Origin of the sequence: Paenibacillus thiaminolyticus, assembly GCF_003591545.1 — a bacterium.
GTDB classification, from domain to species: domain Bacteria; phylum Bacillota; class Bacilli; order Paenibacillales; family Paenibacillaceae; genus Paenibacillus_B; species Paenibacillus_B thiaminolyticus_A.
Window position 1 is genome coordinate 120,973 of record NZ_QYZD01000012.1, and the last position, 15,255, is coordinate 136,227.

General features: G+C 57.0%; 14 protein-coding genes. All 14 read left to right on the forward strand.

Translation table 11 applies throughout. From position 1 onward, the window contains the following. Positions 1-63: 63 nt before the first annotated feature. The 14 genes from DQX05_RS14870 to essC all read left to right on the forward strand — a co-directional run bounded on the left by DQX05_RS14870 (position 64) and on the right by essC (position 15,250). Positions 64-1,350, forward strand: a complete 1,287-nt coding sequence (locus DQX05_RS14870; protein ID WP_259392003.1) for a sigma 54-interacting transcriptional regulator — start codon at positions 64-66, stop codon at positions 1,348-1,350. A gap of 54 nt (positions 1,351-1,404) precedes the next feature. Continuing rightward, positions 1,405-1,932, forward strand: a complete 528-nt coding sequence (locus DQX05_RS14875; RefSeq protein ID WP_119794352.1) for a DUF2569 domain-containing protein — start codon at positions 1,405-1,407, stop codon at positions 1,930-1,932. A gap of 29 nt (positions 1,933-1,961) precedes the next feature. Next, positions 1,962-3,134 (forward strand): GNAT family N-acetyltransferase, encoded by a 1,173-nt coding sequence (locus DQX05_RS14880; RefSeq protein ID WP_119794353.1) that lies wholly within the window; start codon positions 1,962-1,964, stop codon positions 3,132-3,134. A 159-nt stretch (positions 3,135-3,293) separates the two neighbouring features. Next, positions 3,294-3,671: a DUF2500 domain-containing protein gene (locus tag DQX05_RS14885; RefSeq protein ID WP_182914760.1), complete on the forward strand. Its 378-nt coding sequence runs from the start codon at positions 3,294-3,296 to the stop codon at positions 3,669-3,671. Between the two features lie 64 nt (positions 3,672-3,735). Further along, positions 3,736-4,701 carry an alpha/beta hydrolase gene (locus DQX05_RS14890; protein WP_119794355.1) on the forward strand — a complete coding sequence of 322 codons (966 nt, stop codon included), beginning with the start codon at positions 3,736-3,738 and terminating at the stop codon, positions 4,699-4,701. A gap of 181 nt (positions 4,702-4,882) precedes the next feature. Then, complete coding sequence (locus tag DQX05_RS32850; RefSeq protein ID WP_310735670.1) at positions 4,883-6,199, forward strand: GNAT family N-acetyltransferase; 1,317 nt, start codon at positions 4,883-4,885, stop codon at positions 6,197-6,199. Positions 6,200-6,303: 104 nt separating this feature from the next. Next, positions 6,304-6,903 (forward strand): HD domain-containing protein, encoded by a 600-nt coding sequence (locus DQX05_RS14905; protein WP_119794356.1) that lies wholly within the window; start codon positions 6,304-6,306, stop codon positions 6,901-6,903. Between the two features lie 42 nt (positions 6,904-6,945). After that, positions 6,946-7,254, forward strand: a complete 309-nt coding sequence (locus DQX05_RS32120; protein WP_259392004.1) for a hypothetical protein — start codon at positions 6,946-6,948, stop codon at positions 7,252-7,254. 46 nt (positions 7,255-7,300) lie between these two features. Continuing rightward, entirely contained in the window at positions 7,301-7,948 is a 648-nt protein-coding gene (locus DQX05_RS32125) for a hypothetical protein (protein ID WP_259392005.1), read from the forward strand. Between the two features lie 90 nt (positions 7,949-8,038). After that, positions 8,039-9,007, forward strand: coding sequence for a phosphotransferase enzyme family protein (locus DQX05_RS14915; RefSeq protein WP_182914761.1), 969 nt, complete (start codon positions 8,039-8,041; stop codon positions 9,005-9,007). 85 nt (positions 9,008-9,092) lie between these two features. Beyond that, positions 9,093-9,227 (forward strand): hypothetical protein, encoded by a 135-nt coding sequence (locus tag DQX05_RS32130; RefSeq protein WP_259392006.1) that lies wholly within the window; start codon positions 9,093-9,095, stop codon positions 9,225-9,227. Then, positions 9,194-9,457 (forward strand): DUF1992 domain-containing protein, encoded by a 264-nt coding sequence (locus tag DQX05_RS14920; protein ID WP_259392007.1) that lies wholly within the window; start codon positions 9,194-9,196, stop codon positions 9,455-9,457. The genes DQX05_RS32130 and DQX05_RS14920 overlap by 34 nt, the downstream gene beginning before the upstream one ends. A 1,424-nt stretch (positions 9,458-10,881) precedes the next feature. Continuing rightward, positions 10,882-11,214, forward strand: a complete 333-nt coding sequence (locus DQX05_RS14930; RefSeq protein ID WP_119794359.1) for a hypothetical protein — start codon at positions 10,882-10,884, stop codon at positions 11,212-11,214. A gap of 25 nt (positions 11,215-11,239) precedes the next feature. Then, positions 11,240-15,250, forward strand: coding sequence for a type VII secretion protein EssC (gene essC / locus DQX05_RS14935; protein WP_119794360.1), 4,011 nt, complete (start codon positions 11,240-11,242; stop codon positions 15,248-15,250). The last annotated feature ends 5 nt before the right edge of the window (positions 15,251-15,255 follow it).

Consider the following 15,255-nt stretch of genomic DNA (forward strand, 5'->3'; position numbering starts at 1 on the left):
TTCATTGCAATCTGATTGAGGTTTTGCCATAATCTAATAAAATTGATTGCTTGGAGATGAACGATGAGTCAGTCAGGAGTAATGGAAGCCGTGCTGAGCGTCCTGCTCGGCGCGATGAATGACGCCGTTACCGTCATTGACAACGAGGGAACGGTACTGTACTGGAATCGGGTGGCGGAAGAGACCTACGGAATCAACGGCGCCGATATAATCGGTCATAAAATAGGAGATTTTTTTCAGAGGGAATCGATTATGCTCTTTCAGGTGATGGACAGCGGCAGCGCGGTCCATCAGGTCTATCATGAGCCGCGGCCGGGGATGCACGTCATGATCAACGCGGCCCCGATCACGGATGAGGCGGGGAACCCGCTTGGCGCCTTGTCTATCGAGCGGGATGTATCGTCCTATGTGAAATTAAGCGCGGAGATGTATCATCATCCGGCAGGCCAGCCGCTGCTGCCAGCCGTCTTCCCTTCCGCCTTGCTTCAGCGGCTGCAGACGGCATTTTCCATCGGACAGCCGCTGTTGCTCGCAGGCGAGGGGGGAGTCGGCCGCACTTCGATGGCCGAATGGCTCCATCGGAGCGCCGACCGTTCCGGGCGGTTCGTGGTGGTCAGCTGCAGCACCATTCCGGAAGGGATGCTGGAAGCCGAATTATTCGGCTATCAGGGAGGAGAAGAGCGGCCAGGGAAGCTGGATCTGGCGGCCGACGGCACGCTCTATCTGAGAGATATCGACGCGCTTTCTCCGTCGATGCAGGCAAAGGTGGCGGCCATGCTGCGCCTGTCCCGCTTCGAACGGCTGGGCGGCACGGCATCCGTCCCGCTGCAGTGCCGAATCTGCGGCTCCGTCGGCCCCGAAGCCGCCGCAGAGGAGTCGGACCGCCTGCTGCCTTCCTTGCGGTACGCCTTCCAGCTCTATACGGTTCCGCCGCTGCGCGAGCGGAAGCAGGACCTGCCGGAGCTGTGCCGGGTCTTCCTGCACCAGGTGGCCGCCAAGGCAGGCATCACCGCTCCGGAGCTCGCGCCTGACGCGCTGGCGGCGGTATTTGCCTGCGATTGGCCGGGCAATCTGTCGCAGCTGAGGAACGCGATGGAATACGCCGCGGCGGCCGCGGCCGGATCCGGCGCGGTGACGTCCGCCCAACTGCCGGAATATGCTCGTTTAACCACCTTGAATGAATTAACCGAGCCGGATCTTCCCCTCAGCGTCCATTCTGGGGAGTGGGAGCGCGCCCGCATCGCCGAGACGCTCGAGCGGACGAACGGGAACAAGGCCAAGGCGGCCCGAATGCTGCGGATATCCCGCGGCGCGCTCTACTATAAAATGAAGCAGTACGGATTGGACTAGACAAGGCTGAACTGCTGGTCCAGCCCCTATTCAAGAACGAAAGGAAGGAATGGAATGAACGCAAATCCTCCCGCCGGGTCTCCCGGCGAACCGCCGCGCCCGCTTCAGCCGCTGGGGTCCTCCTATCAAGGGCTGTCGGGCTGGCTGATTGTCGTTCAGATCGGGCTGTGGTTGTTGTTCATCATGATTCTCAACTTGCTGTTTTCAGAAATTTTTCCAATCTACCAATCAAATACATGGAGTCTGCTCACGACGCCTGAATCGGAATACTATCACTCGATGTGGTCGGTGCTTATTATTTTCGAGACGGTAGCCAATCTATTGACATTGATGCTGCTGCTTATGGTGCTAACCCTGTTCTATCGGAAAAAGAAGCTGCTGCCGACGATGATTATCGTCTTATACATATGGAACATTTTATCGTCCTTTGCCGACTATTCTTTGGCCAGTCTGGTTCCGGGGGGACAGGACGCTGATAGCCTGGAAGCGCTCAAACCTCTGGTGCGGAGCTCCATCTTCAGCGTCATCTGGATCATCTATTTCATCCGATCGAAGCGCGTCAAGGCGACCTTCGTGAATTAAAACATGCTGCGGCTAAGGGGGGACGGACGATGCCTATCCTGATGGAGGAGCCTCTCCATATCGAAGCGCTAACGTTCAATCAACCGTTCTGCGCCGGTGTCATCCTCGTCCGGGAGGAGCGCGTCGTCATGACGCTCAATACGGACATGGATGCCGGGGATGGCCAGGCTGCGATGTCCGATCAGGTCCTGCGCATCGGGGGCATCGGAGGCGGTCAGGAGCCGGGCGAGACGATGCCCGCCTGCGCGCTGCGGGAAGCGAGGGAGGAGCTGGCAACCGACCGGGTGCGGTTGAGGTCCTCGCCAGTAACGTATTTTCATGACATGGACACTGGTGTAATACGCCCGGTGACAGTGCGCGACGAGTTGGCGCCGTTCCTGCTTCAGCGCGCAACGAATCCGGCGCCGGATCAGCCGTATAAGCCGGGTCTGCCTGTCGGTCCCTACATCTATTACGGCATCTATGCGGCCGAAGCGGATGAATCCGAGCCGCTCGCCCCTGGGGATGATGTCGCGGCGCTGCTGTCTATCCCGATCGGGAGCTGGGGTGAGATAGAGCAGGGAGTGACGCTGTCCGAAGCGCTGGCGCACGGCTGCACCATAACGGAAGCGATCCCGCTGCAGCGGGATACCCGACTGTATGTGCCAGACTCCGAATCGATGCGGATCATCATGCGGTTGTATCCTCAGTTCATGGAAGCTTCGGGCATTGTGCTCCGGCCGCTGGCGCTGACGGACGGCAGCGATATTTACGAGATGCTGCAGAAGATGGGGCCGGGGGAGAACGGATTCTCCAACAGCGGATACGGCATTCGCCCGACACAGTTCCGATCCTATCTGAAATCCTACCTACAGATGTCGCAAGGGCGCCGCCTCCCCGCGCATTTCGTTCCCCAGAACGTGTATTGGCTGTATGTCCAAGGCTGGCCGGTCGGCATCGGCAAGCTTCGGCATGCGCTGACTGATGCGCTGCGGGAGCGGGGCGGCCATATCGGGTACGCGATTCGTCCCGAAGCGCGCCGGCGGGGATACGGCACGGTCATGCTGCGTCTGCTGCTCGCCGAGGCGAGACGTATTGGCCTGAGGGAAGTGCTCCTTACCTGCGACGAAGACAATACGGCTTCGAGGCGAGTCATGGAGAAGAACGGCGGCCGCTTGGCCGGGACTGCAGACGGCATCTGCAAATATTGGATTGCACTCTAAAGAGAGATTAACCTGGCGTCGGCAAGGACGGTATTTTCCACTTTAACCTGGGCATAAGTGGAAAAACAGGTTGCTCATAGCCACCGTGCTCCGGTTATAATATGGAGTAAAGGTAATCCGTCATGAATGAGATTTACATTATGCAAGCGGGGGGAGAAGATGAACACCTTATCCCTAATTCCGGCCGATGGCTTCATCGGTCCCTTTTTCCGGCTGCTGCTGTTCCTGGCCGTCGGCATTATCGCTTACGCCGTGCTGCGGGGGACCGTGCAGTGGCTTCATCATTGCTGCCAGCCGGTTCGTTCGGCAGCTTCTGCCGTCGCGGGCAAGCGGATGGAGCTGCGCCACGAACGCATGCATCATGACGGGTATGTTCATCATCATTCGCTGGCTGTCCATTACGTCGCATTTCGCCTGGAAGACGGAGAGTGCGTAGAGTACAAGGTAAGCCGCGGTGAATTCCACCGGCTGGAGGAAGGGGAGGCCGGGCGGTTGTTGGTGCGGGGAGCCCGCTATGTCCGTTTCGAACGGCAGTAACGGCGCTCCGCATGGTATTGTAGCAAGTTCATCATGATATCGTTGCAGAAAAAGGGATGATTGTATGTGGAGTTATGTAGTAGCGGGATGCATCTTGTTCATCGTTATCGTAAGTGCGAATCTGCTGGGAAGCCATGTGTTCCGGCGCATGATCCTGGGCAAGCGCTCGCTTCCCGAAGATGCGTTCGCCATGGTGGAAGGCATGGGATTGATGTCAAGGGCCGACTTCGAAGCGCTGCCGAAGGAGGAAGCCTCCATCTTATCGAAGGACGGGTTCCGGCTGCGGGGATATTATATCGAGCCGCATCCCGGCGGCCGGAAGGTTGTCATTATCGTGCACGGGTATACGGCGAGCCACGGCTTTTCGTCCCAATTCATCCCGTTGTTCGCAGACGAAGGCTTCAATGTGCTGCTTATCGACCAGCGCAGTCACGGACGGAGCGAAGGGCGTTACGCAACCTATGGCTTCTATGAACGGGAAGATCTTGACGCCTGGATCGAATGGGTCCGGCACCGTGTAGGCGAGGACGCCTATATCGGCCTGCACGGGCAATCCATGGGCGGGGGCACCGTGCTGATGCATGCCGGGATGGACCCGGGAATCCGCTTCATCATTGCCGATTGTCCATACTCGGATCTGGAGAGGCTGATTAGATACCAACTGAAGGATTTGAACCGGGTGCCGATTTTTCCTTTTATGGGCATGCTAGAACGGAGGCTGCGGCGCAGGGCGGCCTTCTCCATGCGCGACGTCAAGCCTGTAGAACGGATTCGGGAGCAGGAAGTTCCGCTGCTGCTCATCCATGGCGGCAAGGACGATTTCGTGCCCACCTCGATGAGCGTAGAATTGTATCACGCGAAGACGAAGGGCATCCGGCGGCTGCATATCGTCGATGACGCGGTGCATGCGGGAGCCTATCCCACTGATCCGGAAGGGTATCGTGAGGCTGTGCGCGAATTCCTCGCCGAGGTGCGGGAGCAAGAGCGCCGGGAACGGCTGCCGGAAAGCGCGGCCGCGGTTGAGGGTTGAGATTGTCGGCCGCATGGATCCGTCCGGCAGCGGAGCGGCGATGACCATTCAGATGAGGAGAGGATAACGAATGGTTATTCAATACAAAGACACGAAGCGGGTCGCGGCGGCTGATGTCGAACGCGTGTTCTAGAACTCGGGAATTCGCAGACCGTTCCACGATCTCCCGCGGATACAGAGGATGATCGATCACAGCGGTCCGCTGATTACGGCCTGGGCGGGGCAGGAGATGGTCGGCGTCGCCAGAGCGGTGTCCGATTTCTCCTATTGCTGTTATTTGTCCGACCTGGCCGTTGACCGCTCGTACCAGAAGCAGGGCGTCGGGAAGACACTGCTGGAACGGCTGAAGCGGAAGCTGAGCGATGAAGTATCCCTTATTCTCATCTCTGTTCCCGAAGCCGAAGCCTTCTTCCTGAAGGCCGGATTCATCCCTTCAGATCGGCTATATCATTCCGCGCTTACGGTAAGGCCTAGCCTTGCCGCTCGAGTCTCGGCCCGGACTTCACCGCAGCGGCCGGCTCCGAACGGCCATCTGCCGCTTCAATCGCATTGGCTTGCGATGCGCCTTAGACCGCTGCCGCTTCCCGCTCATGCCTATCGGAGCGAGGAATCTACCCTTCTCATCTCTTCTCGTTCCCTGTTATCGCCTTGTTCCGCTTTGCCGCCGTTTGCCCTTTCCGACTCACCTCAGCGAACGGCAGCAGGGCGTCAGTTGACGCCGAGGGATGAAATATGCGATGCTTCTTGTCAAGAAAAGATACATTGTCCGTCGTACAGGTTGGGCGGCTGCTCCTTATCCGGCCATTATGGATCTATGCGAGGCGCAGCCGCCATTATTTTAATTAGAGGAGGACTGCATATGCCCTACAGAGCGATTCCCGAAGAATTGGAGCAATGGTGCGAGCAAGTGAAGTTGGATACCGAAACGGCTTATTTGTCATACGGTACGGATGAACCTTGGAAGCAATCGGGTATGTCAGGACCGGAACAGCGCTGGAAGGTGCTGCGCAAGCCGCTAGCCGATGCCGTCGAGCATTCCGGATCCTTCCTGGATATCGGGTGCGCCAACGGTTATTTGCTGGAGTCTGTCATCGAATGGACGAACGAGCGCGGCATTGCAATCGATCCTTACGGGCTCGATATTTCCGAGAAGCTGATTGAACTGGCGAAGGAACGTCTGCCCGCCTACGCGGATCATTTCTATGTCGGTAACGCCTTCGCCTGGATACCGGAGCGGCAGTTCGATTATGTGGCGACGATGCTCGATATTATACCGGAGAAATACGAAGAGGAGTATATTCATTTCCTGTTGGAGCATCATGTGGCACCGCAAGGCAAACTGCTTCTGCTGAAGACCGGAGCTTACGAAGAGCCGGAAGTGTGGCTGCATCGGCGTCTGGACCGATACGGCATCATTCATGGCCGCATACTGAACGGCTATGATCCGTTCAATAACCGCCAGACCAGCGTCGCTGTCATTCATCGGGAGGAACGGTAAGCGCGCTGCGGAGCACTGACGGGGGCTAACCGATCCCAAGGGGCGGATCGCGGACGTGAACCGCTCTTTAGGGGAAATACAGGCTGGAAGGAGACTGGACGATCATGGCATCCATGCAGGATAGACTGGAAATGCATATCGAGTTCATCAAAGAAGTGGATAAATTGAAATCGGTCTTCCGGCAATCGTATCTGCTGGATCGGAGCCGGCACGAGAATGACGCCGAGCACACGTGGCATCTGACAGTGATGGCGATACTGCTGCACGAGTACGCCAACGAACGGAATCTGAACCTGCTGCGCGTGCTCAAGATGCTTATCATTCACGATATCGTGGAGATTGATGCCGGAGACACGTTCGCCTATGATGCGCAGGGGCATGAAGACAAATTCGCCAGGGAGTCGAATGCTGCGAAGCGGCTGTTCGGCATGCTGCCGGAGGAACAGAAAAATGAGATGATGCAGCTCTGGATGGAATTCGAGCAGCGCCAGACGCCGGAGGCTCAATATGCGGCAGCGCTGGACCGGCTGCAGCCACTGATTCATAACTATACGACTGAAGGGAAATCATGGCAGGAGCATGGCGTCACCAGCGATCGGGTTGTGGCCCGCATCGGCGGAATCAAGGAAGGATCGCAGCAGTTGGGCAGGTTCGCGGAAAAGCTGGTCCAGCAGGCGGTCGAGCGTGGCTATTTGGCCAAATAAGCGGTCCTGCCGCTTCATCATTTGAATATGGGGGATGCATGAATGGGCAACATCGTCATCGGCATCGATGGTGGGGGAACGACGACGCGGGTTATGATGGCTTCCTTGGATGGCACGGTCATCGCTTATGCCGAGACCGGCTGCTGCAATCCGAACAAGGATGTCCAGGCGAAGCAGCATGTCAGAGATGCGCTGCAGGAGGCGGCGGCACGTTCCGGCCGCGCCCCGAATTGCCGCTCTGTGCGCCGGCCTGGCCGGTCTCGAATTGGAGCAAGATATGGCATGGGCCGAGGAATTCACCGACGCATTCGGCGCTGCAACCGCTTCAATCGTGTGACGGCATCTCAATGACGGGATGACAGCGCATGCGGGAGCTTTTCTCGGAGAGCCGGGAATTATGGCTGTGGCCGGAACCGGTTCCGTCGTGTTCGGGGTGAATGAGGCGGGCCGCATCGTGCGCAATCAGGATTTTCATCACTATGCGACGGCCGCCCGATTTTTATCCTATGAAGCGGTGTACAAAATCATTGCCGGCTACGCGTCTGAGGCGGATCAGGCTTGGGTAGGCGAGATCCTCCGTTACTGGGGTGCCGCGAGCGTTGATGAACTGAGCGAGATGGGAGCCCGCGGCTTCGTCCGCGACGAGCATGAACGAATGCGGCGCTTTGGCGAGATGGCGCCTTATGTTACGAGAGCAGCAGGGGCCGGTGTCCCGCTGGCCCGGCTCGTCTGCGACGAGGCTGCCTCAGCGCTCGAAGTAGGGATTCGCATCGTCGGCTCGCGCTTCAGCGAGGAAACCCTGTCCGTCGCGTTCGTAGGCAGTGTCATTCGGGATCCGTATATCCGCCGAATCGTCGCCGAACGACTGCAGCAGGCGGCCGCGTCCACGCCCGCGTGCGGTCGAAAGCGCTTCCGGGTCATCGAGCCGGCGCTGTCCCCCGTGGCTGGGGCAATCGTCTTGGCGCTGCAATCGATAGGCGTAGCCATTACGCCTGATATCCTTGCCCGATTACAGCGGCATCCGCGTTCAAAATCGTCGGATTAGCCGGATAGGTATCGTTGGATGCTCAGACTCGATGGGCGACGGGCGATTATTGACCATAAAATTGAGGTTGGGGGAAGGGAGAGTGGGGCGTTGATACAAAGTTTGCTGTCCGCTATTGAAGAGGCTTACGGCATCGATGCCCGAGGCTCAAGATTGCTCGGAGGGTACTATAACCATGTCTTCGAAACGTCAGACGGAGCTATGGTCATCAAATGCTGCCGGTTCGATCGCGAAGACCCGTCCTTCGTGGAGGCCGAGCTTGCCTGGATGAAGAAGGCGATGGAAGCCGGCCTGCTGGTGCCGGATCCGGTGCCGGCGAAGGACGGGGGACTGACGGCCAGGCTGGATGGGGAATGCTTCGCCGTCGTTACGAAGAAGCTGAATGGGGCTTCCATTCATCCGAGGGATCCGGAGCAGTGGAACGAACGGCTTTTCCGCCAATGGGGGGAAGCGATGGGAACGCTGCGCCGGGCGGCACGGCACTATACGGCCGCTTGGACCCCGCCGTTCCTGGATTGGACGGACGACCGGCTCGTCCGGGAAGCGATAGCTCCTGCCGGAACGCTGGCTCCTGCCGGAAGCGGACGCCTTGATGGAGATGCGCCCGTCTGGGATCTGTGGCTCGAGTGTGTGCAGGAGGCGCAGCGCTTCCCTAAGGATACCGAACGCTACGGCCTCATCCATCACGATCTTCATCCGGGCAACCTGTTGCGGGTTGGAGACAGGTTGGCGGTGTTGGACTTCGGTGACAGCATGCGCCACTGGTACGCGTATGATATCGCGATTGCCGCGCAAGCGGCGTCAATGAGTGTGTGGAACCGGGAGGAACGGCCAGCCTTCGTATCCCGTTTTTTGGACGCTTTTGGGGCCGGGTATGCGGAGGCGGACAAGCTGCCTGCTGAGGAATGGGGCCGGATTCCCTTTTTCCTCCGTTATCGAACCATCTATTCGTATCTGTACCACCGGACGAGCAAGCGGCCGGAGGAATGGAGCGATCAGGAGCAGGCCATTCTGGCACACATGCGGGAGGATATCCTGAGCGGAGCAGCATATGTATGAGATGCTTGTCTGGCTAGGCCCTTGGCTTCGGCAGTGAAGCCGGAGCGGCATAGCGGATCGGAAGCAGAGCAGTGGAGGAACGGGCATGAGTGAGCGGCATGGAGACTGGATGGATGAGATTTTCTCGAATTACGTGAAGTCGGGCGGCATGGACGAACTGCCCGGCAAGGGGAAGGGCCGCTGGATGTGGCAAGCGGGGATGCTCTCCAGAGCGTCATGAAGGAAGCGCATGTGCTCCCTTCCTGGCTAGAGCTTCAAAAAAAGATTCGAAGCCAGCTTGAACAGCTGCTGCATCAGATGGAGGAGCTTGGAAGCGAGCCCGTGGACCAGGCCCTCGAGGAACTGAACCGCAGCATCCGGACGTACAACTCGATGGTGCCGAATGCGCTGCTGCAAAAAGGCATCGGCACGAAAGAAAACAATCGGGCGCAATGGATGAAATGGGAATAATCGCTGCTTGGGCTTCCGCGAGGCGGGGGCTTTTTGAGCTTGTCCAATATCCCAACTCGTAAGGAAGAGTATGGAGCGGTAAGTTCTTTTGTCCAATCTCCCAACTCCTCAGGAGGAGTATGGAATGGTAGCTCCTTTTTTCCAATCTCCCAACCCGTCAGGAAGCGTATGGAGTAGTAACTCCTTTGTCCAATCTCCCAACTTGTCAGGAAGAGTATGGAGTGGTAACTCCTTTTGTCCAATCTGCCAACTCGTCAGGAAGAGTATGAATGGCAACTCCTTTGTCCAATATCCCAAAGCGTCAGAAGAGTAGGAATGGAAACTTCTTTTGCGCAGTCTCCCATCTAGTCAGTAAGCCGATGTTGCACTTTATTCATGCCCCGGTTCAAGGAGAAGGAAAGGACGAGACTCCTGTGCGATTTAGGAGGAAATCGAATGGTGGAATAGTAAATTGTTATATATTAGGGCTAATGAAGTGAGAAGCGTTCTGAACGACGGGGAGAGTGAAGAAGAAGGACTGCTGCTAAACTGACCGAATGGGATAGTAATGATAAGGTAGGAATGGACTGATTGATTGGGATAGTGAAGATAGGAAGTGGCCGACAAACCGATTGGGATAGCGGAACAAAAGAAGTGGCGAGCTGACCGATTGGGATACCGGAACAAAAGAAGTGGCGGACTGACGTACTGGGATAGCGGAACATAAGAAGTGACAGATTGACGGATTGGGATAGCGAACATAAGAAGTGACGTACTGATTCATTGGGATAGCGAAGATAAGAAGTGAAATACTGATTGATTGGGATAGTGAAGATAAGAAGTGATGAACTGATTGATCGGGAGAGCGAACATAAGAAGGAACGAACTGAGTTAGCGTGAGAAGGAATAAGAGATATGGAGGAGTCGATTGACCATTCCGGGGAATGAAAATAAGAAGTGATCCGGTTTAGTCAATTGGAAGGACGATGACAAGAAGCGGTCTGGCCTTGCAAGTCGAAGAGTCTGAACCAGAACAAAGAACCTGACTTGTTGGGATAGCGAACCTAAGCAGGCTTGGGCGGGAACCTGAAAGGATTGAGTAGGAACCCGGAATCTGCATAGGACCGGTTCCAGCCTAGTCAGTCAGATTATTCCAGAAATTAGCAAAGGTTAGACCCGGGTGGCGCTGGCATTCTTTTTGGAACTCTGGGACGAATTCCGTTCTTATGGCTCATTACAACTGGGCAATTCCAATATATACTAAGTACGGATATGGTATTATCATGTATACTAGTCTGTCGTAGAAGCAGTGCTGTCCGGTCCCCCGCAATCGGCGCCGCATCGTCCCGGATTGACCGCTCTCCCCCTGCGGGTGTAGAGTGAAATGAGACGACAGGTAGAGCCGGAGCGGCTCGAATCCGCATGGGAAGAGGAGGGCGCTTGCGATGATGCTGACCGTATCTTCAGGAAGGCAGGGCCAGGAGTGGTTCGACATTGATGTGTCGGAGGATTGCACGGGACTGCAGCTGAAAGCTATTCTCCGATTGAAATTGTTCGGCGAGCCGCCGCGCAATGATGTGCAATATATACTCGAAGCGAAGCAACCGGAAGGGTTGTGGTTCGTAGTACAGGAACAACATCGGCTTGCGGAAGCCGGGCTGCGCGAAGGCGCGCATATCCGCATCCAACGGGCTTACTCCACGACAACCGATTCGCTTCCTTCATACGGCAGACGAATGCTGTTTCAACCAGAGAAGGACAGGGTAGCGAATAAGTAGCGATTCAGACGAGGAGTTGTTCGCCGTGAACGTACTGTACCAGAGATCACCTAGAATCAAGCCGACGCTGCGCAGGGACAAGCTTGAGATTTTGCGCCCGCCAGCGGAACCGACCCGTCCTACATTTTCGATTATTACGATTATCATTCCGATTATTATGACGTTGGTCAGTGTCGGTTTTTACATATATATGTCAATGTCAGGCAAGATGGGCAACAGCAATTATATGATGTTCCAGATGTTGACCATTTTTATGATGCTGACGTCGTATACTCTTCCATTTTTTATGTATTTGAACAATAAGAAGGTGTACGAGCGCCGCAAGGTGGAACGCGATCGGATGTATCGCACCCAATTGGATAAGCATCGGGAAGAACTGCAGGAGAAGACAAGGGAGCAATTGGAGGCCATGCAGGCGATCCATGGCGATCCTGAAGTATGCTATCAGATCGTCAAGAACCGGAGCAGCAATCTGTGGGAGCGCGGTCCGGCGGATGACGATTTCATGCATGTGCGAATCGGCACCGGCATGGTGCCATTCTATATGGATATTGAAGTGCCGCGCGTGGACGGCTATGAGCGCGATCCGTTGATTGACGCTGCCCGCGAAGTCGCGGAAGAGTTCAAGCGGGTGGAGCATGCGCCTATCGCGCTCCCCTTGTACCCAGCCAAGGTCATCGGCATCGTCGGCGGCCGGGAAGCGGTAATGAATGCGATCCGCGTCATCACGGCGCAGCTGTCCACCCGGCATTCCCCGGATGAAGTGAAGCTGGCCGCCTTCTATGACGAGCGTGAAGCCGAGGAATGGAGCTGGCTGCGATGGCTGCCGCATACGTGGGATGACGAACGGACGCAGCGGTATTTGGCGGATCGACGCAGCGGTGCGCATCAGTTGGCGGACCAGCTGTTCAGCCTGCTGAACCGGAGGAAGAGCTTCCAGACATCCGGTCATAAGAAGCAGCATCTTCCTTGTTATGTCGTCCTGCTGTCCGATACGCAGCTGGTGGAAGAGGAGCCGCTGTATCCGCTTCTTTTGGAGGATGCTGGCCGAATCGACGCCTGCACGATTGTGCTCTCGGAGAGCAGGGAGCGCCTGCCGATGCAGTGCCAGCTTATCGTGGAAGTGGGCGAATCCCAAGAAACCTATACACATAAGACGGAAGAAGAAGGCATCGTTCGGCATGCCTTTTCCGCCGATCTTATGTCTCTGGAAGGGATGGACACGTTGGCCCGCTATATGGCGCCAATCCGCCTGAAGCGTTCGGCCGCGTCTGACATTCCTATCGTGCTGACGCTGTTCGAGATGCTGGGCGTGAAGGAGATCGGCCAACTGGACGCAGCTTCGCGCTGGCGGAAGAACCGCTATCCCGATACGCTGCCGGTTCCGGTCGGTGTACGCGCGGGAAGCAAGAAGATCATGCTCAATCTTCATGACAAGATCGAGCGTAAGGGACATGGGCCGCACGGCCTGATCGCGGGAACGACCGGTTCGGGGAAGAGCGAAGTCATCCAGTCGCTCATCGCTTCGCTTGCGGCCGAGTTCCATCCTCATGAGCTTGCGTTCATGCTGATTGACTACAAGGGTGGCGGCATGTCGAACACGTTCGTCGATCTGCCGCATGTCGTAGGCACGATAACGAATCTGGATGACAGCTTGATCGAGCGGGCCAAGGTGTCGCTCCGGGCGGAGCTGATCCGCCGGCAGCGCATCTTGAATGATGCCGGGAATCTGCAGCATATCGATGAATATTACCGATCGGACCGGCGGGCGGAGCATCCGCTTCCGCATTTGGTCATCATTATCGATGAATTCGCTCAATTGAAGAAGGATCAGCCGGAGTTCATGGATGAGCTGATCAGCATCGCCACGATCGGCCGGACACTCGGTGTCCACCTCATTCTGGCAACGCAGAAGCCGGCAGGCGTCGTTGACGAGAAAATATGGAGCAATACCCGCTTCCGCATCTGCCTGCGGGTTCAGAGTGAAGGGGACAGCCGGGATATGCTCAAAATACCGAATGCCGCCTGGATTACCAATCCCGGGAGAGGCTACTTCCAGGTTGGCAGTGATGAAGTGTTCGAGGAGATGCAGTTCGCCTGGAGCGGGGCGCCCTATCTGGAGAAGCGCCAGGATGAAGAGGCCTCGCCTGTCCAGATTTATGAGGTCCGGCTGAATGGCAAGCGGGAACCGCTGCTGACCGGAGAGGAACTCTCCTCCGCGCTGATGGAGAAGGAACCGCCGAAGCAGCTTCAAGTATTCATCGACCATGTGGCCAAGACGGCCCGCCGCGAGGGGATTGAGCGGCTTCCGGGCCCTTGGCTCCCGCCGCTCCCGGAGCATCTGGAATTGGATGAGGTTCTGGCGCTGCGCCGGGAAGAACCGGCAGGACCATGGCAAGGGGAGCAGCCGGAGACCGAACTCCGTGCTGCGATAGGCTTGGTCGATGATCTGATGCAGCAGCGGCAGGAGCCGCTCCATATGAGCATGGAGCAGGGACATCTTGCCGTATACGGCATGCCGGGCACAGGGAAGACGACCTTCGTCCAGTCCTTGCTGATGTCGCTTGCGAAGCAATTCACGCCGGAGCGGTGGCATGGCTATGTCGTGGATATGGGGCGGATGATGAAGAATGTCGCCCAATTGCCTCAGATCGGTTCGGTCATGCTGGCGGAGGAGGAAGACCGCATCGAGCGGCTGTTCCGTTACCTGGGGCAGCAGTTGGCCGAGCGCAAAGAAAGGATATCGGAAGCGGGAGTCAAGACGATCGCCTCCTACCGGAGAGCGGCCAACGAACAGGTGCCGCACATCGTCGTCGTCATTGACGGATACTTGAACTTCCGGACGACCTATCCGGAGGAGAATGAACTGCTGGAGTATTTGCTGCGCGAGGGCGGAAGTCTCGCCATCACTTTCGTGATAACGGCGAACCGCGTAACCGATATTTTCGAGAAGGTGCGCAGCAATATTCCGCAGGCGGTGTCGTTCGAGCTTGCCGATCCGAGCGACTACTATTTCGCGGTCGGACGGCCGACGAGGGCGCCGGCGCAGCTTCCGCCGGGGCGCGGGCTGGTAAAGGGGGCGGTGCCGCCGCTTGAATTCCAGACGGCGCTGCCGTCCAGCGGGTTGGACGAGACCGAGCGGAGCCTGCGGCTTCGCGTCGAGATGAAATCGATTAAGGAGGCGTGGAACGGGAAGGAAGCACCGCCGATCCGGCCGCTTCCGGAGCTGATCCGGCTGCCGGAGCTGCTCCAGGAGCCGGGAAGATGTGCTCAGGACGGCGGCGAAGGCTTGTACCGGGTGCCGGTCGGCCTCCGTTCGGACGATCTGGAGCCGTTCCTGATCGATTTGAAGGAAGGGCCTCATTTCTTGGTAGCCAGTCCGATGGAGTGCGGCAAGACGTCATTCCTGTCGAGCTGGATGCTGTCGTTGGCTTATCATGTCTCGCCGGAGCGGCTTCATATCTATACGGTCGATACCCGGTTCGGCGGGGAAGGAATCAGCCGATTGTTCGGTCTTCCTCATGTCAAAGGAGTCGCTGTGCGAGAAGAAGAGATTCCATTCCTCGTGCAGATGATATATGATCAAGTACAGAACCGGACGAAGGAAGCGCATGAACCGGCCCTCTTGCTCGTGATGGACGATGCCGATGATTTATGCAAACAGTTGACTGATTTTTCTGTAAAGGATCAGCTGTCTGCCATCGTGCGGCAGGGCCGGGACCGGAACGTCCATGTCGTGCTGGCGGGAGTTCCATCGGAATTCCCGACCTTCGGCGTCGATTGGTTCAACGATGTGAAGGCATCCCAATCGGGATTCCTGTTCGGAACGATTGACGCGAACGACCTGTCTTTCCTGCGCTTGCCGATCGCCGAATCGAACAGCGGCAGCTCCGGAACGAAGATGCTGCCGCCAGGACAAGGATATTTTATGCGACGCAAATTTACCAAACTGAAAGCCGCTTTTCCATATACCGAGTCGTGGACTCCAAATGAATGGTCAGAACGAATTCGCGAACGATGGAATGTACCGGTCTGATGGGG

Bases quoted from the DNA above. Each gene is read 5' to 3' on its own strand.
- DQX05_RS32120 (WP_259392004.1), top strand. From the start codon at position 6,946: ATGGGCAACATCGTCATCGGCATCGATGGTGGGGGAACGACGACGCGG.
- DQX05_RS32850 (WP_310735670.1), top strand. From the start codon at position 4,883: ATGATCGATCACAGCGGTCCGCTGATTACGGCCTGGGCGGGGCAGGAG.
- DQX05_RS14905 (WP_119794356.1), top strand. From the start codon at position 6,304: ATGGCATCCATGCAGGATAGACTGGAAATGCATATCGAGTTCATCAAA.
- DQX05_RS14880 (WP_119794353.1), top strand. From the start codon at position 1,962: ATGCCTATCCTGATGGAGGAGCCTCTCCATATCGAAGCGCTAACGTTC.
- DQX05_RS14885 (WP_182914760.1), top strand. From the start codon at position 3,294: ATGAACACCTTATCCCTAATTCCGGCCGATGGCTTCATCGGTCCCTTT.
- DQX05_RS14870 (WP_259392003.1), top strand. From the start codon at position 64: ATGAGTCAGTCAGGAGTAATGGAAGCCGTGCTGAGCGTCCTGCTCGGC.
- DQX05_RS14930 (WP_119794359.1), top strand. From the start codon at position 10,882: ATGATGCTGACCGTATCTTCAGGAAGGCAGGGCCAGGAGTGGTTCGAC.
- DQX05_RS32125 (WP_259392005.1), top strand. From the start codon at position 7,301: ATGGCTGTGGCCGGAACCGGTTCCGTCGTGTTCGGGGTGAATGAGGCG.
- DQX05_RS14890 (WP_119794355.1), top strand. From the start codon at position 3,736: ATGTGGAGTTATGTAGTAGCGGGATGCATCTTGTTCATCGTTATCGTA.
- DQX05_RS14875 (WP_119794352.1), top strand. From the start codon at position 1,405: ATGAACGCAAATCCTCCCGCCGGGTCTCCCGGCGAACCGCCGCGCCCG.
- DQX05_RS32130 (WP_259392006.1), top strand. From the start codon at position 9,093: ATGAGTGAGCGGCATGGAGACTGGATGGATGAGATTTTCTCGAATTAC.